The following is a 19,884-nucleotide window of genomic DNA, read 5'->3' as shown; positions in this document are numbered from 1 at the left end:
TACAAAACGGATGGAGAGAAGAACCAATGCAAAAGCATCTGAGCAAGACCCTGCTGGCCAGCGCCATGGCATTGACACTCAGTGCCGGCGTTCAAGCCCAGGGCGTAGTAAACGTATACAACTGGTCCGACTATATCGCTGAAGACACTCTGGCCAACTTCCAGGCCGAGACTGGCATCCGGGTGGTCTACGACGTCTTCGACAGCAACGAAGTGCTGGAAGCCAAGCTGTTGTCCGGTAACTCCGGCTTCGACATCGTGGTGCCCAGTGACAGCTTCCTGGCCAAACAGATCAAGGCCGGCGCTTTCCTGCCACTGGATCGCAGCAAACTGCCGAACTGGGAGCACCTTGATCCGGTCCTGCTCAAGGCCCTGGAAACCAATGACCCTGGCAACCAGTTCGCCTTCCCTTACCTGTGGGGCACCACCGGCATCGGCTACAACGTCGACAAGGTCAAGGCCGTGCTGGGTGAAGACGCCCCGGTCGATTCCTGGGATCTGGTGTTCAAACCGGAAAACATCGCCAAGCTGGCCTCCTGCGGTGTCGCCTTCCTCGATGCACCGTCAGAGATCACCCCGGCCGCACTGTTCTACCTGGGCCTGCCGCCCAGCAGCACCAATGCCGATGACTATGCCAAGGCCGAAGAGCTGATGATGAGCATTCGCCCACACATCACCTACTTCCACTCGTCCAAGTTCATCACCGATCTGGCCAATGGCGACATCTGCGTAGCCGTAGCCTGGTCAGGCGACGTGATCCAGGCCGCCGACCGCGCCGAAGAGGCCGAGAACGGCCAGGTCATCGAGTACGTGATTCCCAAGGAAGGCGCACCAATGTGGTTCGACATGATGGCCATTCCCAGGGATGCACGCAACGTCGACAACGCCCATGCGTTCCTGAACTACATCATGAAACCCGAAGTCATTGCCGAGATCAGCAACTATGTCGCCTACGCCAATGGCAACCTGGCCTCCAAGTCGCTGATTGACCCTGAAGTATTAAATGATCCGAGCATCTATCCGCCCGAAGAGACCTTGAATAAACTCTTCACCCTGGCCGAACTGCCGGTGAATATCGAGCGCGTACGCACCCGCTCATGGACCAGGATCAAAGCCGGACGCTGAACCCATTTACCCTGAAACGGCCGGGTTCAGCACCCGGCCAACACCAACAAGGCAGACCAGGCCACAGGCGTTGGCTGGAGTCTGCAACAGGAGACACCATGAAACAACCAATGCAGAAGACGTTGCTGGCCCTGGCCACCGCTGGCCTGTTCGCCGGTGCAGCCCAGGCCGCTGGCGAGCTGAAGATCTATAACTGGTCGGACTACATCGCCGAGGACACCATTGCCAACTTTGAGAAAGAGACCGGCATCAAGGTGACCTACGACGTGTACGACTCCAACGAAGTGCTCGATGCGCGACTGCTGACCGGTCGCTCCGGGTTCGACATCGTGGTGCCGTCCAATCACTATCTGAGCAAGCAGATCGAGGCTGGCGTCTACCTGCCGCTGGATCACAGCAAGCTGCCCAACATGGCCAACCTCAACCCGGCCCTGATGGACGACCTGGAAACCGTGGACCCGGGCAGCACCTACTCTATCCCCTACCTGTGGGGCACCAACGGTATCGGCTACAACATCGACAAGGTCACCGCCATCCTCGGCGAAGACGCGCCGCTGGACTCCTGGGACCTGGTATTCAACCCCGAAGTGGTCAGCAAGCTGTCGAGCTGCGGTGTGTCTATGCTCGACTCCGGTGATGAAATGCTCACCTCCGCGCTCAAATATCTGGGCCTGGACCCCAACAGCAATGACGCCGACGACCTGAAAAAGGCCGAAGACCTGCTGATGAGCGTGCGCAGCCACGTCACCTACTTCCACTCCTCGCGCTATATCTCCGATCTGGCCAATGGCGAGATCTGTGTTGCCGTCGGCTACTCCGGTGATGTATTCCAGGCCGCCGACCGCGCAGAGGAAGCCGGCAACAACGTTAACATCGGCTACACCATCCCCAAGGAAGGCACCGCACTGTGGTTCGACATGATGGCGATCCCCAAGGATGCACCGAACGCCGAAAACGCCCACATCTTCATCAACTACATCCTGCGCCCGGAAGTGATCGCGCCGATCACCGACTATGTGTCCTACGCCAATCCGAACAAGGCGGCTGACGAACTGGTCGATGCCGACATTCTGGCGGATGAGTCGATCTACCCGACCGAAGAGGTGATGGCCAATCTGTATGTAGCCAAGCCCCGGCCATTGGCCAGCCAGCGCATCATCACGCGCTCCTGGAACCGGATCAAATCCGGTCGTTGATCCACCTCGAGGGGGTTGCCACTGGCAACCCCCTCGCGGTCAGGCCATGCCTTTTCAACTGAAACCATCTCCATCGCCGCCTGCATGATGACGGGCCAGGTAACGAGAGAAAGATAAGAAAGCTGTTAGCGGAGAAATCCTATGGTTGGTGCAGCAGGTGCCATGAAGCAAGCCATGGCCAAGGTAAAACCCGATGAATTCGTCAAGATCGACCGTGTCAGCAAGCGTTTCGACGAAGCGCTGGCCGTCGATGATGTCAGCCTTACCATCAACCGCGGGGAAATCTTCGCCCTGCTCGGCGGCTCTGGTTCCGGCAAGTCCACCCTGCTGCGCATGCTGGCCGGCTTCGAGCGACCAACAGAAGGCCGAGTCCTGCTCGACGGCCAGGATATTACCAACCTGCCGCCCTACGAGCGGCCAATCAACATGATGTTCCAGTCCTACGCCCTGTTTCCCCACATGAGTGTGGAACAGAACATCGCCTTCGGTCTCAAGCAGGACAAGCTGTCCAAGACTGAAATCCAGGAGCGGGTGGCAGAAATGCTCAAGCTGGTGCACATGACCGAATACGCCCGGCGCAAACCGCATCAGCTCTCCGGTGGCCAGCGCCAGCGGGTGGCCCTGGCACGTTCACTGGCCAAGCGGCCCAAGCTACTGCTGCTCGACGAGCCCATGGGCGCACTGGACAAGAAGCTGCGAACCCAGATGCAACTGGAGCTGGTGGAAATCATCGAACGGGTCGGCGTGACTTGCATCATGGTCACCCACGACCAGGAAGAGGCCATGACCATGGCCCAGCGCATCGCCATCATGCATCAGGGCTGGATCGCCCAGGTCGGCACCCCGATGGACATCTACGAAAGCCCGGCCAGCCGTCACGTCGCCGAATTCATCGGCAGCGTCAACATCTTCGAGGGCCAGATCACCGCAGACATGGAAGACCATGCGATCATCGAGTGCCAGCAACTGGATCGCCCAATCTATGTCGGCCACGGCATCACCACCCGCGCCCAGGAAAAAAGCATCACCTACGCCCTGCGTCCGGAAAAGGTCATGGTCAGCACCGAAAAGCCCGAGCAGGAGTACAACTGGGCGCACGGAAAGGTCCACGATATCGCCTACCTGGGCGGCCATTCGGTGTACTACATCAAGCTCGACAGCGGGCTGATCGTCCAGGCCTTCTTCGCCAATTCCGAACGCAGGCTCCCACGCCCGACCTGGGAAGATAAGGTCTATGTCAGCTGGGACGATGACAGCGGGGTGGTACTGCACTCATGAACAAGATGCTCTCCAGACTGTTGCCGCGGGGACGCTTCTGGGTCATCAGCGTTCCCTATCTGTGGCTGTTCCTGTTCTTCCTGCTGCCCTTCGCCATCGTGCTGAAGATCAGCTTCTCGCAGGCCGCCATTGCCATTCCACCTTATGAGCCGATTTTCCAGTACGCCCAGCAGTCGCTGAATATCGTGCTGAACATGGGCAATTACCTGTTCCTGACCCAGGATGCGCTGTATTTCTCGGCCTATCTGGGCTCACTGAAGATCGCCTTCTACTCGACCCTGGTTTGCCTGGTGCTCGGCTACCCGATGGCCTATGCCATCGCCAAAGCCCCGCGCGACAAGCAATTGGTGTTTCTGCTGCTGATCATGATGCCGACCTGGACCGCGATCCTGATCCGGGTCTATGCCTGGATGGGCATCCTCAGCACCAACGGTCTGCTCAACTCGACCCTGATGTCGCTGGGCCTGATCAGCACCCCGATGCAGATCCTTAACACCAATACCGCAGTGTATATCGGCGTGGTCTATGCCTACCTGCCGTTCATGGTTCTGCCGCTATACGCCAACCTGGTCAAGCATGACGACACGCTGCTGGAGGCGGCCATGGATCTGGGCGCCAGCAAGATCAAGGCGTTCTGGAAGGTCACCGTGCCGCTGTCCAAGACCGGCATCATCACCGGGTCGATGCTGGTGTTCATCCCGGTGGTCGGCGAGTTCGTGATTCCCGAACTGCTGGGCGGCCCGGAAACCCTGATGATCGGCAAAGTGCTGTGGCAGGAGTTCTTCAACAACCGCGACTGGCCGGTGGCTTCGGCGCTGGCGATCGTGATGCTGCTGATCCTGCTTATTCCAATCATCTTCTTCCACTATAACCAGGCCAAGGAAATGGAGAAGAACGCATGAACAGTTCACGCTTCAGTTTCTCCACCATCATGCTCTGGGTCGGGCTGGCGTTCATCTACATCCCGATGGTCATTCTGGTCATCTACTCGTTCAATGCTTCACGGCTGGTAACCGTCTGGGGCGGCTGGTCGGTGCACTGGTATGTTGGCCTGCTGGACAACACCCAGTTGATCAATGCGGTCAAACGCAGCCTGCAGATTGCCTTCTACACCGCCAACGCGGCGGTGGCGCTGGGCACCCTGGCCGCCTTCGTGATGACCCGGATCAAGCGTTTCAAGGGCCGCACACTGTTCTCCGGCATGGTCACCGCGCCGCTGGTCATGCCCGAGGTGATCACCGGTCTGTCGCTACTGCTGCTGTTCGTGGCCATGGCCCAGTTGATTGGTTGGCCGGCCGAGCGCGGCATCATGACCATCTGGATCGCGCATACCACCTTCTGCACCGCCTATGTCGCCATCGTCGTCAGCGGCCGGTTGCGCGAGCTCGACCAGTCGATCGAAGAAGCGGCCATGGACTTGGGTTCGCCGCCGTGGAAGACCTTCCTGCTGATCACCGTACCGATGATCGCGCCGTCGATCGCCGCTGGCTGGCTGTTGTCCTTCACCCTGTCACTCGATGACCTGGTACTGGCCAGCTTCGTCTCCGGTCCCGGTGCCACCACTCTGCCGATGGAGGTGTTCTCCTCGGTGCGTCTGGGGGTCAAGCCGGAGATCAATGCGATTGCCAGCCTGATCCTGCTGGCGGTGGGCCTGTTCACCCTGCTGGCCTGGTTCCTGATCCGCAGTGCCGACAAGCGCGCACGCATGCCACCGCCGGAAGATGATCCGGTGACCTGGAAAGCGGTCGTCGAAAGCCGCCGCAACTGAGCCTCGGCTCAACTCCCAACGGGGCGCCTGGCGCCCCGTTGTCATTTACAGCCTCTGGTCAGGAAAACACTTGGCAAGCCCGGGCTCAGCGATTACCCTTCCTATATTGAATGAACATTCATTCATAAACACAACAACCAGGAGAACACCATGCCTCAAGGTAAAGTCGAGCTGTACGATCTGATGGCCTGCAACGTCTACATGGACTTCGAAAACACCGGGCTGCCCAAGGAACAACACAAGTTCCTGATCGCCTTCTATCCCACCGGCGGCGACCCGGTGCATGAGCTGATCGACAGCATCACCGCCCGCGGCCCCAACGGCTACGTGGCCGAAGTCGCCAACCAGCCCTATACCATCAGCAACCTCAACGGCCATATCTTCGACCGCACCACCAACTCGCACTGGTACATGATCAACCTCTACAGCGGATTCATGGAGCCCGGCGAGTACGTCATCGAAGTCAAGTGCAAGGATGGCAGCGTCAAGACCATTTCCCGGGTACAGGACAATGCCCCGTCAGACAAACTGATGGCCGCCTATCTGCCGCAGCGCGAACGGCTCAAGGCCAGCTATCAGCCCGGCCAGTGCCAGCCGCTGCCGGCCGGCACTGCGCTGACCGGCGTCGAAGTGACCTGCGACTCGCTCAAGGAACTGAGCGGCGTCGATTGCTGGACCGTCTTCCGCATCTGCGAGGCCAGCAACAGCAAGGAGTTCGATCCGCAAAACCTGTACTGGTGGGACAACATCTTTCTTGAGCGCTTCAGCAACCCGGAGGCCGGCAAGAACCGCAACCGGATTCGCATCCCGGTCGAACTCAAGGCCGGCAGCGCCTTTACCTATTTTTCCGAGTTAACCGACGGCAACACCATGGGCGGCACCAACATCTGCATTTTCCAGCCCTACCAAACCTTCTACACCTGAAACCCAGGGGATGGACAGACGGTCAATTGCAGGTAGAATGCGCCAATGAATACTCGTTCAGCAGCTACCCGCAAACCCCGCCCACGAATCAAGGACAAGCGCACCGCCATTCTTCAGGCGGCGCTCAAGGTCTTTGCCGAAGGTGGTGTCAATGGCGTACCGATGCCGGTATTGGCCGAACAGGCCGGTGTCGGCACCGGTACCATCTACCGGTATTTCGACAGCAAGGAAACCCTGGTCAACGAACTGTTCCGCGAAGAAAAACAGGCCCTGCACCTGAGCCTGTACCGCGACCTTGACCTGAGCCGACCGGCGCGAGAACTGTTCGATGTGATCTGGCAGCGCATGCTGGCCTTCACCCGTGAAGCACCGCACGCCTATCGTTTCCTTGAGCTGCAGGACCATCGTCCATATCTGGACGAGGCCAGCCGCACGCTGGAGCACGAGCTCCTGCGTCCGATACTGGCCCAGTACCGCAGCCTGCAACAGCAGGGCATCTTCCGCCAGGATGTGCGGCCGGAAGTGTTGATGTCACTGGTCTGGGGGGCCTTCGTGCACCTGATCAAGAGCGAGCGCGATGGCCACATCACGCTCGATCAGGCCGACATCGATGCGGCCCGTGATGCTTGCTGGAGTCTGTGTACCGGTTGACCGTCCGTTCATGCCCCGTCACAACACGAGGACATGACATGAGCAAGACCCGCAAAACCCTGACCGCACTCGGCCTGAGTGCCGTCCTGAGCAGCCCAGCCCTGGCTGATGAACTGGAGCAGCGCTGGCTGGAGATGATCGCCAGCGGCCAGGCCTACCCGGCCGAGACGCTGATGCCGCTGTTCGAGCAGCTCGAACCGGTCAGCCCCGAGTTCATGCTCGGTACTTGGAAAGGCGGCAAATTCGACGGCGGCGCTGAACCGGACCCGATCAACTGGTACGGCAAGCGCTTCAACTCCCTGACCGATGTCGAGCCCCTGCTGGTCCATGGCCCGGACGGCACCGTAGTCACCTTCGAGGGCCTGGGCCGGGCCCAGATGCGTGAAATGAAATACGCCGGAGTGGTTTCTGCGGCGCTGATCTACGACCAGCAACCGATCATGGACTACTTTCGCAAGGTCAATGACGAGGTGGTCATCGGTCTGGGTGACATCAAGGGCAAGCCGACCGACTTCTTCTTCCATTTGAGCCGCGAACAGGACTGATTCCTGCGGCAAATCAGGTTAGGATGTGGCATCAATGCCCGGGCAAGCCCGGGCGTCTTGTCCGTCTGAATCCGGAGAATGCCCGTGTCCAAGCTGGTTCCCGCCATCGACCCTGAAGGCCTGCTCGAATACTCGGTGGTTTTCACCGACCGCTCACTGAACCACATGTCGCAAACCTTCCAGCAGGTCATGCGCGACATTTCTGGCACCCTCAAAGATGTCTACAACGCCGCCGCCGTAGCCGTAGTACCCGGTGGCGGAACCTATGGCATGGAAGCGGTAGCCCGCCAGTTTGCCCAGGATCAGCGCTGCCTGGTGATCCGCAACGGCTGGTTCAGCTACCGCTGGAGCCAGATCTTCGAAATGGCTCGCCTGCCGGCCGAGGAAATCGTGCTCAAGGCCCGCCAGATCGAAGCCGGTGACCAGGGTGCCTTCGCCCCCGCCCCGATTGACGAGGTGGTGGCCGCAATCCACAAGCACCAGCCAGCCGTAGTCTTCGCCCCGCATGTGGAAACCGCTGCCGGGATCATCCTGCCCGATGACTACCTGCGCGCGGTAGCCGATGCGGTACACGAGGTCGGCGGCCTGTTCGTACTCGACTGCATCGCCTCCGGCACGGTCTGGGTCGACATGCAGGCCTGCGGCGTCGACGTCCTGATCAGCGCCCCACAAAAAGGCTGGAGCGCCTCACCCTGCAGCGCCCTGGTGATGCTCGGCGAACGCGCTCTTGAAGCGATCCAGGACACTACCAGCAACAGCTTTGCCTGTGACCTGAAAAAATGGCTGCAGATCATGCAAGCCTATGAGAACGGTGGCCACGCCTACCACGCAACCATGCCCACCGATGCGCTCAAGCAGTTCCGCGACACCATGCTGGAAACCCGCGACTACGGCTTCGACCAGGTCAAGCAGGAGCAATTGGCGCTCGGCCAAGCGGTACGCCAGTTGCTGGCTGAAAAAGGATTCAAGAGTGTTGCCGCCGAAGGCTTCGGCGCACCGGGCGTAGTCGTCAGCTATACCGGCGACGAACGTATTCACAATGGCAGCGCCTTCCTGGCCCATGGTCTGCAAACCGCCGCCGGTGTACCGCTGATGTGCGACGAGCCGGCCGGGTTCCGCACCTTCCGCATCGGACTGTTCGGGCTGGACAAACTGCACAACCCTGACCGCACCGTCGCCACCCTGCGTGCGGCGCTGGAGTCGCTGTAGTTTGAGACTGATCTGACCCAGAACCTGTTTAACGACCTAGCGAGCTAGAGTCCTGTTTTTAACGACGCAGGGCCGACGCGCAGCAGGTCGTACACAGGTTCTCAGGCTTTTTCGGTCAGATGCTCGGCCACAATCTCTTCCATCTTCAGCCCGGTCAGGCCGTGGATGGTGCGCCACAGGTAGAACAGGATGAGCATCATCATGATCATCGACGGAATCGCGATCATCGGATAGCTGACCAGGGTCATCTTGCCCAGCTCTTCATTGAACGCCTGGGTGCCGGCTGGGCTGACCACGATCCATTTGGCGACAATGTAGTTCATGGTCGAGGAAAAGAAGAAGGTGCCGGCCAGGAAATAAGTGGCCTTGAGCAGACGCGCTTCGAACACCTCGACCAGTCCGCGCTCGACCAGACGCTCGTGGATCAGCTCAACGTTGAGCACCTTCTTGTTGTACAGCAGGGTTCGAATCAGCGGATAGCGGGTGCGGGTCGAGATCAATACTGCCAGGCCGATGATGCCTGGTACCGCCGCTTCCTTGATCGCCAGCCACTGCGGATCAAGCTTGAGCAGGCCGATACCGCCGGTCAGACCGACGCTGATAAGCCCAAGCAGGGCAATGAAGTTGTACTTGCGGTAGCGCACCAGCTCGAACAGGCCCCAGCCCAACGGAAACAGCAGCGCCACCAGCAGGCCTTGCGTTGGCCCCAGGTGCTGCTCGCCACTGAATTTCATCAAAATCACCGAAGGGATGACGATGCTGACCAGCAGGTCGATCATCGGCCGGGGTTTGTGCTGCGGGGTGGCGCGGCTACTGTCAGTCATATCGCTCAACGGAATCACACTCCAGGCTGTTCAGTGAGGCATGATACACGGGGCCGCCCCCTGAGCCCCAGTCAAGCCGACCAAAAGTCATACCGGATGCTTCAAGCTTTGACTGCAGAGCTCAGGGACTCAGGATGGTTGAAACCAGATAACCGCTGTAGCCGATATACACCGCCAGCAACAGCCCACCTTCCAGGCGGCTGATCCGCCCCTGCCGGCCTTTGAGGCCAAAGCCCATAGCAAACAGCGCCACAGTCAGGCCAGCCATCAGCACCCAGTCGCGATACAGCACCGCCGGCTCAACCGCCAACGGCATGATCCCGGCAGCAATCCCGACCACCGCCAGGGTATTGAACAGGCCCGAGCCAATCACGTTACCCAATGCCAGATCGTGCTCGTTCTTGCGGATCGCCGCCAGTGACGAGGCCAGTTCCGGTAGCGAAGTGCCAACCGCGACTATGGTCAGACCGATAATCAGATCACTGACTCCCAGGCCTTGAGCGATGCTGACCGCACCCCAGACCAGAATCCGCGAACTGACCACCAGCAAGACCAGGCCGAACAACAGCCAGAACAGCGCCCGCCCCAGCGGCATGGCATGGTCCTTGACCTCGGCTTCCAGATCGCTGCCCAAGGCATCGCCACGGCCACGAATGCCCTGCCAGACCGACCAGCCCATCAGCAGAAAGAACGCTGCCAGCAATACCCAGGCATCCAGCCGGCTGAGCTGACCATTGAGCAGTTGCCAGCCGGCCAGCGCGGTGACCCCGAGCAGGATCGGCAGCTCCTTGCGAATCACCTGAGAGTGCACGGTAATCGGACTGATCAGCGCCACCAGACCAATCACCAGGCCGATATTGGCAATGTTCGAGCCATAGGCATTGCCCAGCGCCAGGCCAGGATTGCCCTGCATCGCCGCCAGCGCCGAAACCACCATCTCCGGCGCCGAAGTACCAAAACCGATGATCAGCATGCCGATCAGCAAGGGCGGCACACCGGCATGGGTAGCCGTTGCCGAAGCACCATCGACAAACCGGTCGGCACTCCAGACCAACAAGGCCAGTCCGACAATCACTGCACCCAGAGCCAGCAACATGAGCGATCCATCTCCCGGATAAAAGTCGGCATTATGCGGCAAAGCCTGGTAGCCCGACCAGCGGTCTTAAGTACCACCAGCGGTGGACGATAATCAGACAACCTCGATGTTTATAGGTATGCTGCGCGCCCTTCGCTCCCTGCTACAGGAATCCAATCATGAGTCTGACTTCCTCCTTACGCACCCAAACCCTTGCGTTGTTGAGCGGCAGTCTGGTGCTGGTGCTGCTGGTATCACTGGCCAGCTTCAGCGTGTTGTCCTCCAGTCTTCAGGCTTACCGTGTCCTGCTCGACGGCCCGCTGACAGCCACGGCGCTGATCGGCGATGCCAACCTGGCGTTCAAAAGCCAGGTACAGGAATGGAAGAACGTCCTGCTGCGCGGCGCCAACCCCCAGGAGCAGGAGCGTTACTGGCGGCAGTTCGAAACCCAAGAACAGGAAGTTCAGCGCGTACTGGGCGAAATCAGTAGGCTGGAGCTGGACAGTGAAACCCTGCGGCAAATCGGGATATTACGCCAGGAACACCAGAGTCTGGGTCGCGGCTACCGTGAGGGGCTGCGCAGCTTCCTGGCCGAAGGTGCCGACCCGGCAGCAGGTGACCGCGGTGTGCGCGGTATCGACCGGGCAACCAGCGAGCAACTGGAGGCCCTGGCTGATCAGTTGACCCTGCGCGCCACTGCGGAAGCCTCTCAGATCAATCAGCGCGCCAATCAGGCCATTTGGCTCGCAGTGCTGATTCTGGTTGGAGCCGCGGTGACGGTCGGCCTGCTCAGCCTATGGCTGGTTAATCGCCGCTTGGTCAACCCGATCACCCACCTGATCCGCCAGGTCGAGCTGCTCAGCCAGGGCCGCTTCGGTCAGCAGATCAACAGTGACCGACGTGATGAGCTAGGCACCCTGGCCCGCGCGGCCAACCAGTTGCGCGGTTTTCTCGCCGACACCTTCAACCGCCTTCAGCAAAGCACTCAGGAACTGGATCGCGCCAGTGGAGAACTCAACACCATCGCCACCCGCATGGCCACCGGCACCAGCGACCAGTTCTCGCGCACCGATCAGGTTGCGACCGCCATGCAGGAAATGTCGGCCACCGCCGGCGAAGTAGCACGCCATGCCGCCCAGGCCGCAGAGGCCGCCAGTCAGGCCGACAACAACGCCCAGGCCGGCGAGCAGGTGATGCAGCACACTATCAGCGCCATGCAAGGCATGCTGGTGGAAATTGAGCGAACCACTGCCGTGATCCGCCGCCTGGAAGGCGACAGCAACCGGATCGGCAAAGTGCTGGAAGTGATTCAGGGGATCGCCGAACAGACCAACCTGTTGGCACTCAATGCCGCGATTGAGGCGGCACGGGCCGGCGAAGCCGGACGCGGCTTTGCCGTGGTGGCAGATGAGGTGCGTACCCTGGCACAGCGTACCAGCGCCTCGACCAGTGAAATCCAGCAGATCATTCACAGCGTTCAGCAAGGTTCGCTCGAAGCGGTCAAGGCGATTGAAAGTGGGCAGGCCAGCAGTGAGGCCGGCATGCAGCAGGTCAATCTGGCCGGCGACCGTCTGCGTCAGATCACCCTGGCAGTGGAATCCATTCGCGACATGAACCGGCAGATCGCCACGGCGGCCGAGGAACAGACCAGCGTAGCCGAGGACATTACCCGCAATATCACCGAAATCACTCAGATTGCCACCGCCAACCAGGATGATGTTGAACGAACCACCCAGGCCAGCCAGGGTCTGCAACGGCTGTCAGGCGATCTCAACCAGTTGACCAGCCGGCTATCGGCCTGAGTCCTGCGCCGGCAGTTGCCGCAGCAATTGCCGGGCCCCCGGGTGTTCCGGCTCCAGCGCCAAAAGCCGCTCGGCATAGTCACGGGCAGCCGCCAGCTGTTGGTGCCTGACGCTGAAGCTGGCCCCGGCCCACAGCAGGTTGCGGTCGAACGGGTGACGTTCGCTGGCCTGCGCCAACAAGCTCAAGGCCTCCTCGGGACGCTGCGGCTCCAGTGCTACGGCCAGCACATACCCCATGCGTGGATCCTCAGGGCGCAACCGATAGGCCTGGCGTAGCGCGGCGATAGCTTCATCGCTACGCTGCTGACGAACCAGCGACAGCCCCAACGCATAATGCAGCAGCCCCTCTTGCGGCTGCGCCAGCAGCCCATCACGCAGCAACCGGTCAACCGCCAGCTCACGGCCCTGAGCCCGTAACAGGTCGGCCAGATTGAGGCGGCTGGCACTATGCTGCGGATCACGGCGCAGCGCCTGATCCCAGTACTGCTCAGCCTCACCGGCGCGGCCCTGGCGCAGACGCAGCAGGCCGAACTGGTTCAAATAGTCGGCCCGGTCAGCATGCAGTGCCAGTTCAGCCTCGTACTCCGCCAGCGCCCGAGCGAAAGCCGGCTGCCCGACCGCGGGCAAGAACACATCGGCCAGCAGCCTGGCGGCACTGGCCCGCAGGCTACGTTGTGGGTCTTCCAGCAACGCTGGCAACCACTGCTGACGCGGCTCCTGCGGCGCATTTTCGAACGCTTCCAGCGCGCCCTGGCGCAGCAGCGGATCATCACTGCGCAGTTGCTCTGCCAGCAGGGTCCAGGCCTGCGGGTCTGTGCCGGGAAGCAGACGCCGGGTAGCACTGGCGCGCACCACCGGGGCCAGCGCCGGATCTCGCACCAAGGCCTGTAAATCAGTCTGGGCCGCCGGATCACCGGCGTCGGCAGCGGCGAACGCGCTGGCGAAATGGGCCTGACGCCACTGGCCGGAGGGGAACCAGTTTTCAATATGTTGCGCGGCCCAGTCCGGCGTCTGATCGCTATGACAGCCACTGCAGGCATTCGGCGTGCCGAGCGCCAGGGTCAGGTCCGGACGCGGCACACTCAATTGGTGATCGCGCCGCGGGTCGATGACCATGTAAGTGGTTTGCGGCATATGGCAGTTGACACACTGGGCACCGGGTGAGCCGGGCGAATGAAAATGATGACTGGGCTGATCGAAATGCCTGGGGCTGTGGCAGGTAGCACACAGTGCGTTGCCATCGGCGCGCAGACGCTGGCTGTGTGGCTCGTGGCAATCGCTGCAGGTGACCCCGGCCGCATGCATCCGGCTCTGGGCAAAGGAGGTGCTGATGAAGACCTCTTCACGTTGCTGGCCGTCGGCATGATAGAGCGGATCGCGCAAAAGCTCCGGGCGGTAGTGATCGAGCAGTGACCCGCCATGCTGAAAACCTTCGGCCACCTGGCTGCGCATGCTGTGACACTGGGCACAGACTGCCTGTTCAGTGCGCTCGCCCGGCACCACACTGCGCCGCGCAGTGACCCGTTCCAGCTCATACAGCCAGTGCATGTCGCGGCGCTCGCTGAACTGGCGCAGCAACCCCTGATCCTGATGTTCCAGTTCGCCAGCGGCCCAGGCCAGATGCGCGCTGCCGGGACCATGGCAGGCCTCGCAGCCGACCCCGAGTTCGGCCCAGGTGCTGGCGAAACTGTCGCTCTGGGCATCGTACTGCTTGCGAAAGTCGGTGACATGGCAGTCGGCGCACATGAAGTTCCAGTTCTGGCTCGGCCGGGTCCAGTGCAGCGGGTCACGATGGCTGATCGCCTCATCCGGATAGATGTGGAACCAGCGCTGCCCGCCCTGCTCTGCCGGGCGCGTGTCCCAGGCAATCGACAGCGCCTGCAAGCGGCCAGCGCCAAGATCGACCAGATACTGCTGCAACGGCTCCAGGCCAAAGGTATAGAGCACCTCGAACTCGCTCAGACTGCCGTCGGGACCATCGGTGTTGACGAAAAAACGGCCGTCACGCTGACTGAAGCGCGAGCGCACACCGGCATAGTCGAAATGCTGATCGTTGAAATTGCCGAGCACCGTCTCGACGCTGGCGTGGGCCATCGCATGGGCATGCTGGGACGCCTGCCAGGCGCTGTGCTGCTCGGTGTGACAGTTGGCGCACGTTTGGCTACCGACGAACTCGGCGGTCAAGGGTGTCGGGTTAGCCGCGGCCGGGTCGGCCGGCACCGATTCGGGCTGGGACACCGTTACCGGCGACCGTGGGCTCTGGGTCCACCACCAGCCGGCAATCGCCAGCCCCAGCAGCAACAGTGCCAGCATCGGGGCCAGTGAGCGTGACCAGCTGGAATGAGCCATCAACCGAATGCCTGTGGGTTATTGTTTGCAGGCATGGTCGCCGGTCAACGGCTCTGCGTCCAGCCCGGCGTCAGCAAATCTTGCGCGCTGACGCAAGGCCGGGCGCTCAGGCGCAAGCCTGACTGCGCTGGCGCTCCTCGTCGACCAGTTCCTTCTTCGACAGCTTGCCCACCGGGGTCTTGGGCAACGCTTCGCGAATCTCCATGGCCGCCAGCCGTTCATGCTTGCCCAGACGCGACTCAAGAAACGCCTGCAGCGTGGCGAAGTCGAATGCCTCGGCACCAGCCTTGAGCTTTATAAAGGCCTTGGGTGCCTGACCGCGATAGGGATCGTCGATACCGATCACCGAAACCTCCTCGACTGCCGGATGTTCGTAGATGGCTTCCTCGATCACCCGCGGGTAGACGTTATAGCCACTGCACAGAATCATGTCCTTGGTGCGGTCGACGATATACACCCAGCCGTCGGCATCCATATAGCCGACATCTCCGGTCCGTAAAAAGCCATCGGCGGTCATGGCCTCGGCGCTGGCGTCGGCCCGTTTCCAGTAGCCAGCGGTGATGTTCGGACCACTGATGCATACCTCGCCGCGCTCACCCGGTGCCAGCTCACGATCGCTGCCATCCAGCGGCAAAATCCTGATCCGGCAGCCCGGCACCGGCAAACCACAGGAGCCCGGATGCGGCTCGGCATCCTTGGGCGTAAAAGTCCCGGTGGTGGTGGTTTCGGTCATGCCCCAACCCTCACGCAGAGCGCAACCGGCGACCTGCTGGTAACGCTGCTGGACATCCAGCGGCAGCGGCGCACCGCCGGAGTTGCACATCTTCAGCGAGGTCAGATCCAGCTCAGCGGTCAGCGGATGGGCCAGCAGACCGATGAACATGGTCGGCACCCCGGGGAAGGTGGTGATGCGATTGCGGTCGATCTCGCGCAGGACCGTCTCGGCATCGAAGCGCGGATGCAGGTAGATCTCGGCCCCCAGGTGCAGACTGAACACCATGTTGATCATCAGCGCATAGATATGGAATGGCGGTAGCACCGCCAGCACCCGCTCCTGGCCCGGCTGCAGATAGCTGGCGAGAATCTCGCGCAATTGCGCGCAGGAACTGCTGATATTGCCGTGGGTCAGCATAGCGCCCTTGGGCAGACCGGTGGTGCCACCGGTATATTGCAGCACCGCCAACACGGTTTTCGGATCATCCAGCGGATGGGCCTTGAGCTCGCCGTGGTTATCCAGCAGGGCGGTGAAGCGCTGACAATCGGTGCCATAGGTCACCTCGGCAGACGGCCCCAACTGGGCCGCGACCGCCGGCTCAACCGCCGTATTGAATTCGGTCAGTTGGCCCACCACCAAAGCGCGCAGACGGCTGCTGGTTAGCAGCGCAGCCATTTTCGGGTAGAACGCGGCCAGATCCAGGGTGACCATGATGTCGGTCTGACTGTCCTCGATCTTGTGCGCCAGAGTACGCTCGGCATCCAGCGGCGAATAGTTGACTACCGTGCCGCCGGCCCGCAACACGGCAAAGAAACTAATGAAGTAATGCGGGCAGTTGGGCAGATACAGCCCCACATGCACGCCGGGGCCGACGCCCAGGCGCTGCAACCCACAGGCGGCCCGCTGGATCAGTTGGTCCAGCTCGGCATAGCTGAGCTTGCTGCCGAGAAAGTCGAGCGCCGGGCGTTCGGCATAAGCCGCTACCGCCTCGGCCAGTAGCGCATCGACGCTGCGCTGTGGCAACGGCGCGTCCCAGCGCACACTATCGGGATAGGCATTCAACCAGCGCAGTTCTGAGCTCACGACACGCCTCCATGGAGTGATGTTGTTCTTGTATATGCCCGAAAGTAGCGCGCCCATGTCTCGTCGAGAAGCCATATCGACCGCGGATATGAGCTGCCATAGCGCAGCTTGTTGCGCAGCGTCGCAAGTAACTGCGCACTGGCGATAACGCCGGCTCAGTCCACGCAGGATACTCAAGGTCCCGATAACAACAATGATGGGACCACAAGCACATGCGTACCTTGATTACTGCCCTGTCCATCCCTGCCCTGCTGGTAGCTGGCGCCGTGAGCCCGCCGGCCCAGGCCCAGGCGCCAGGCGCTAACCCGCTGGAGCAGAGCCGGCCGCTACGCCCCGGCCTGCCGCGCTGGCTGGAGGATTACCGCTTCCTCGACGACCCGGCCAAACGTACCGACTGGTTCGACAACTACCGTTACCACCGCCTGAGCGACTCGGCCTGGCTGCAACTGGGCGGCGAGCTGCGCTACCGGGCCGACAATGTGCGCCAGCCGCTGTTCGGCCTGACCCCGGTGCACAAGGACAATTACCTGCAACAACGCGCCCAGCTGCATGCTGACCTGCACCTGCTGGATGACCGCCTGCGCGCCTTCGTACAACTGGAAAACACCCGCAGTTGGGGCAAGGAACTGCAAAACCCGCGCGATGAAAGTCGTAACGACATTCATCAGGCCTTCGTTGAAAGCAACCTCGATCTGGGCCAGCAGCGCCTGCGGATTCGCGCCGGACGCCAGGAAATGGCCTATGGCGTGCACGCGCTGGTGACTTACGCCGAAACCCCGAATATCCGCCAGACCTTCGACGGCCTGCGCCTGACCCTGAACGGTCAGGGTGGTCGCACACTGGACGCCTTTGCCATGCGCACCGTGCGCCACGAAGATGGCAACTTCGATGACAAGTCCGACAACAACACCCGTTTCTACGGCCTCTACGCCAGCCTGCCGCAAGCCCAGGTTACCGGCATCGACCTGTACGCCATGGGTCTGGAACGCAAGCAGCGGCCACTGTTCGGCACGCTTGGCCGGGAAAAGCGCTATACCCTCGGTACCCGGCTGTTCGGTCGGCATGACGGCTACGACTGGAGCTGGGATTTCATGCATCAACGCGGCCACTTCGCCGGTCAGTCGATCCGCGCCTGGGGGATCTGGAGCGAGTCGGGCTACACCTTCGACCAGGCCTGGAAGCCGCGTCTGGCGATGCGGCTCGATCTGTCTTCCGGTGATGATGACCCCACTGACGGCCGCGCCGAGACCTTCGATCCGCACTTCCCGCGTGGCGGCGTGTATGGCGAGGCGGGCCTGACCAATCCGGCCAACCTGCTGCTGGCCGGCCCGATGCTGGCCTTCTCGCCCCGCCACGACCTGCGTATAGAGCCGGCGATCTTCAAGCACTGGCGCCAGAGCAGTGCCGACGCCATCTACCTGCCCGGTATGCAGGTAGTCCCGGGCAGCACCGCCGTCGGCGGTCGCGACATTGGCACCAACTACCGACTCAACGCCCGCTGGACCCCGACCGCCAACCTGACCCTGGACCTGGACTACCAGTACTTCAAGGCCGGCAGCGTGGTCCGCAGCGCCGGCGGGCAAAGCACCCAGTTCGTTGCCCTGCGCAGTTCATTCCGTTTCTGAGTCACAACAACAAGAGAGGACACCTCGATGAAGTTCAAGCATCTGGCCCTGGCCGCCCTCACCTGCGGCCTTATCAGTGCCACCAGCCACGCCGCCGAACGGCCCAACTTTCTGATCATCATGGCCGACGATCTGGGCTACAGCGATCTGGGCAGCTACGGCGGCGAGATCGACACCCCCAACCTCGATGCTCTGGCTGGCGAAGGCCTGCGTCTGACCAACTTCCACACTGCGCCGACCTGCTCGCCAACCCGGGCCATGATGATGTCCGGTACTGACAGCCATATTGCCGGGCTGGGCAACATGGCCGAACTGATGCAGCCGTTCCAGCAGGGCCAGCCTGGTTATGAGGGCTATCTAAATCAGCGCGTGGCCAATCTGGCCGAAGTGCTGCAGGACGCCGGTTACAGCACCTATACCACCGGCAAGTGGCACCTGGGCCGCACTGAAGAACTGAGCCCGAAAAACCGTGGTTTTGACCGCTCATACATTCTGGTCCAGGGCGGTGCCAGCCATTTCGACGACATGACCGCGATCATCAGCGTCGACCCCAAGGCCATCTACCGCGAAGACGGCCAGCAGGTCGAAGTGCCCAAGGGCTTCTTCTCCACCGAGTTTCACACCAACAAGCTGATCGACTACATCGAAACCGACCGGGAAACCGGCAAGCCGTTCTTTGCCCTGCTGTCCTATACCGCACCACACTGGCCGCTGCATGCCCCAGATGAGTGGCTGGACAAATATGAAGGGCGTTATGCCGCCGGCTATGAAGCGATCCGCCAGCAGCGACTGGCAAACATGCAGCGCCTCGGGCTGATCGATGCCGGTATCGAACCGCACCTGCCGATGCAGGGTGTACTGCCGAGCTGGGATCAACTCAGCGACGAGCAAAGAGCCCGCGAAGCGCGCAGCATGGAAGTTTACGCGGCAATGGTCGACAACATGGATCATCACATCGGCCGGCTGTTCGACTACCTGAAACAGACCGGGCAGTACGACAACACCTTCATCATCTTCCTGTCTGACAACGGCGCCGACGGCAACAGCCCGCTGGGCCTGCCCGGCAACGACGTGTGGATGAACGAGGCGTTCGACAACAGCCTGGAAAACATGGGCCGAAAGGGTTCCTACATCGACTACGGTGCCCAGTGGGCTCAGGTCGGTTCGACCCCGCTGCCGTACTTCAAGGGTCTGACCACCCAGGGCGGCGTGCAGGTGCCGGCGATCATCCGTCATGCCAGCGTTGGCCAGCCCGGCGGCATCAACCGCGAGATCATGCACGTGATGGACCTGATGCCGACCTTCCTCGAACTGGCCGGGGTCGAGCATCCAGCTCCCGAGTTCAAGGGGCGCCCGGTCGAGCCAATGCAGGGCATCTCGATTGTGCCGGCGCTGCAGGGCCAGAGCCTGCCGGAACGCGCGATCGGCTGGGAACTGTTCGGACGCAAGGCGCTGCGCAAGGGTGACTGGAAACTGAGTTGGATGACCTCACCCTACGGCAAGGGCGCCTGGCAGATGTTCAACCTGGCCGACGACCCGACTGAGCGCAACGACCTGGCCGAGGCCAAGCCCGAGAAGCTGGCCGAACTGCTCAAGGACTGGGACGCCTACGTCGAGCGCAACAACGTGCTGGAAGGCGAATTCAACATCCGCTACGGCTTCGAGACCTGCCTGTTCGAGTACTGCTTCAAGTAAACAATTCGACCGGCACTAACG

Annotated in this window: 16 protein-coding genes; 12 read left to right on the top strand and 4 right to left on the bottom strand. The window is 61.4% G+C overall.

Features of this window, described 5'->3' with window-relative positions; all coding sequences use genetic code 11:
* Nucleotides 1-26: 26 nt before the first annotated feature.
* The 9 genes from BVH74_RS06270 to BVH74_RS06230 all read left to right on the top strand — a co-directional run bounded on the left by BVH74_RS06270 (nucleotide 27) and on the right by BVH74_RS06230 (nucleotide 8,695).
* Nucleotides 27-1,124 carry an extracellular solute-binding protein gene (locus tag BVH74_RS06270; RefSeq protein ID WP_080049235.1) on the top strand — a complete coding sequence of 366 codons (1,098 nt, stop codon included), beginning with the start codon at nucleotides 27-29 and terminating at the stop codon, nucleotides 1,122-1,124.
* Nucleotides 1,125-1,222: 98 nt separating this feature from the next.
* Nucleotides 1,223-2,320, top strand: a complete 1,098-nt coding sequence (locus BVH74_RS06265; protein ID WP_080049234.1) for a polyamine ABC transporter substrate-binding protein — start codon at nucleotides 1,223-1,225, stop codon at nucleotides 2,318-2,320.
* A 141-nt stretch (nucleotides 2,321-2,461) separates the two neighbouring features.
* Nucleotides 2,462-3,598, top strand: coding sequence for an ABC transporter ATP-binding protein (locus BVH74_RS06260; RefSeq protein ID WP_080049233.1), 1,137 nt, complete (start codon nucleotides 2,462-2,464; stop codon nucleotides 3,596-3,598).
* Nucleotides 3,595-4,500, top strand: coding sequence for an ABC transporter permease subunit (locus BVH74_RS06255; protein WP_308417523.1), 906 nt, complete (start codon nucleotides 3,595-3,597; stop codon nucleotides 4,498-4,500). Before BVH74_RS06260 ends, BVH74_RS06255 begins: the two co-directional genes overlap by 4 nt.
* On the top strand, nucleotides 4,497-5,366 hold the full coding sequence (locus BVH74_RS06250) for an ABC transporter permease subunit (RefSeq protein ID WP_080049232.1): 870 nt from the start codon (nucleotides 4,497-4,499) through the stop codon (nucleotides 5,364-5,366). The genes BVH74_RS06255 and BVH74_RS06250 overlap by 4 nt, the downstream gene beginning before the upstream one ends.
* A 150-nt stretch (nucleotides 5,367-5,516) precedes the next feature.
* Nucleotides 5,517-6,290: a hypothetical protein gene (locus BVH74_RS06245; protein ID WP_080049231.1), complete on the top strand. Its 774-nt coding sequence runs from the start codon at nucleotides 5,517-5,519 to the stop codon at nucleotides 6,288-6,290.
* Between the two features lie 45 nt (nucleotides 6,291-6,335).
* A complete protein-coding gene (locus BVH74_RS06240; protein WP_080049230.1) occupies nucleotides 6,336-6,941 on the top strand; it encodes a TetR/AcrR family transcriptional regulator in 606 nt (201 codons plus the stop codon).
* A 38-nt stretch (nucleotides 6,942-6,979) separates the two neighbouring features.
* Nucleotides 6,980-7,486 (top strand): DUF4334 domain-containing protein, encoded by a 507-nt coding sequence (locus BVH74_RS06235; protein WP_080049229.1) that lies wholly within the window; start codon nucleotides 6,980-6,982, stop codon nucleotides 7,484-7,486.
* Between the two features lie 84 nt (nucleotides 7,487-7,570).
* Nucleotides 7,571-8,695 (top strand): aminotransferase class V-fold PLP-dependent enzyme, encoded by a 1,125-nt coding sequence (locus tag BVH74_RS06230; RefSeq protein ID WP_080049228.1) that lies wholly within the window; start codon nucleotides 7,571-7,573, stop codon nucleotides 8,693-8,695.
* Between the two features lie 101 nt (nucleotides 8,696-8,796).
* On the opposite strand, the gene BVH74_RS06225 is transcribed toward BVH74_RS06230, so the two are convergent.
* Complete coding sequence (locus BVH74_RS06225) at nucleotides 8,797-9,519, bottom strand: VC0807 family protein (protein ID WP_080049227.1); 723 nt, start codon at nucleotides 9,517-9,519, stop codon at nucleotides 8,797-8,799.
* Between the two features lie 121 nt (nucleotides 9,520-9,640).
* Entirely contained in the window at nucleotides 9,641-10,615 is a 975-nt protein-coding gene (locus BVH74_RS06220; RefSeq protein ID WP_080049226.1) for a calcium/sodium antiporter, read from the bottom strand.
* A gap of 158 nt (nucleotides 10,616-10,773) precedes the next feature.
* On the opposite strand from BVH74_RS06220, the gene BVH74_RS06215 reads away from it, so the two are divergent.
* On the top strand, nucleotides 10,774-12,396 hold the full coding sequence (locus BVH74_RS06215; RefSeq protein ID WP_080049225.1) for a methyl-accepting chemotaxis protein: 1,623 nt from the start codon (nucleotides 10,774-10,776) through the stop codon (nucleotides 12,394-12,396).
* Here BVH74_RS06215 and BVH74_RS06210 read toward each other — a convergent pair.
* The gene (locus BVH74_RS06210; RefSeq protein ID WP_155121697.1) at nucleotides 12,385-14,745 is read right to left on the bottom strand and encodes a multiheme c-type cytochrome; all 2,361 of its coding nucleotides are present in this window, start codon (nucleotides 14,743-14,745) and stop codon (nucleotides 12,385-12,387) included. The two genes, BVH74_RS06215 and BVH74_RS06210, sit on opposite strands and share 12 nt — an antisense overlap.
* Before the next feature lie 106 nt (nucleotides 14,746-14,851).
* Complete coding sequence (locus tag BVH74_RS06205) at nucleotides 14,852-16,543, bottom strand: long-chain-fatty-acid--CoA ligase (RefSeq protein WP_231705576.1); 1,692 nt, start codon at nucleotides 16,541-16,543, stop codon at nucleotides 14,852-14,854.
* 212 nt (nucleotides 16,544-16,755) lie between these two features.
* On the opposite strand from BVH74_RS06205, the gene BVH74_RS06200 reads away from it, so the two are divergent.
* Together BVH74_RS06200 and BVH74_RS06195 are read left to right on the top strand one after the other, a co-directional pair.
* Entirely contained in the window at nucleotides 16,756-18,168 is a 1,413-nt protein-coding gene (locus BVH74_RS06200; RefSeq protein ID WP_080049223.1) for an alginate export family protein, read from the top strand.
* A gap of 27 nt (nucleotides 18,169-18,195) precedes the next feature.
* Complete coding sequence (locus BVH74_RS06195) at nucleotides 18,196-19,863, top strand: arylsulfatase (protein ID WP_080049222.1); 1,668 nt, start codon at nucleotides 18,196-18,198, stop codon at nucleotides 19,861-19,863.
* The last annotated feature ends 21 nt before the right edge of the window (nucleotides 19,864-19,884 follow it).

It is taken from the genome of Halopseudomonas phragmitis, from assembly GCF_002056295.1.
Taxonomy (GTDB): Bacteria; Pseudomonadota; Gammaproteobacteria; order Pseudomonadales; family Pseudomonadaceae; genus Halopseudomonas; species Halopseudomonas phragmitis.
Note: the sequence above shows the minus strand (reverse complement) of the source record. Positions and strands in the feature narration are given on the sequence as shown.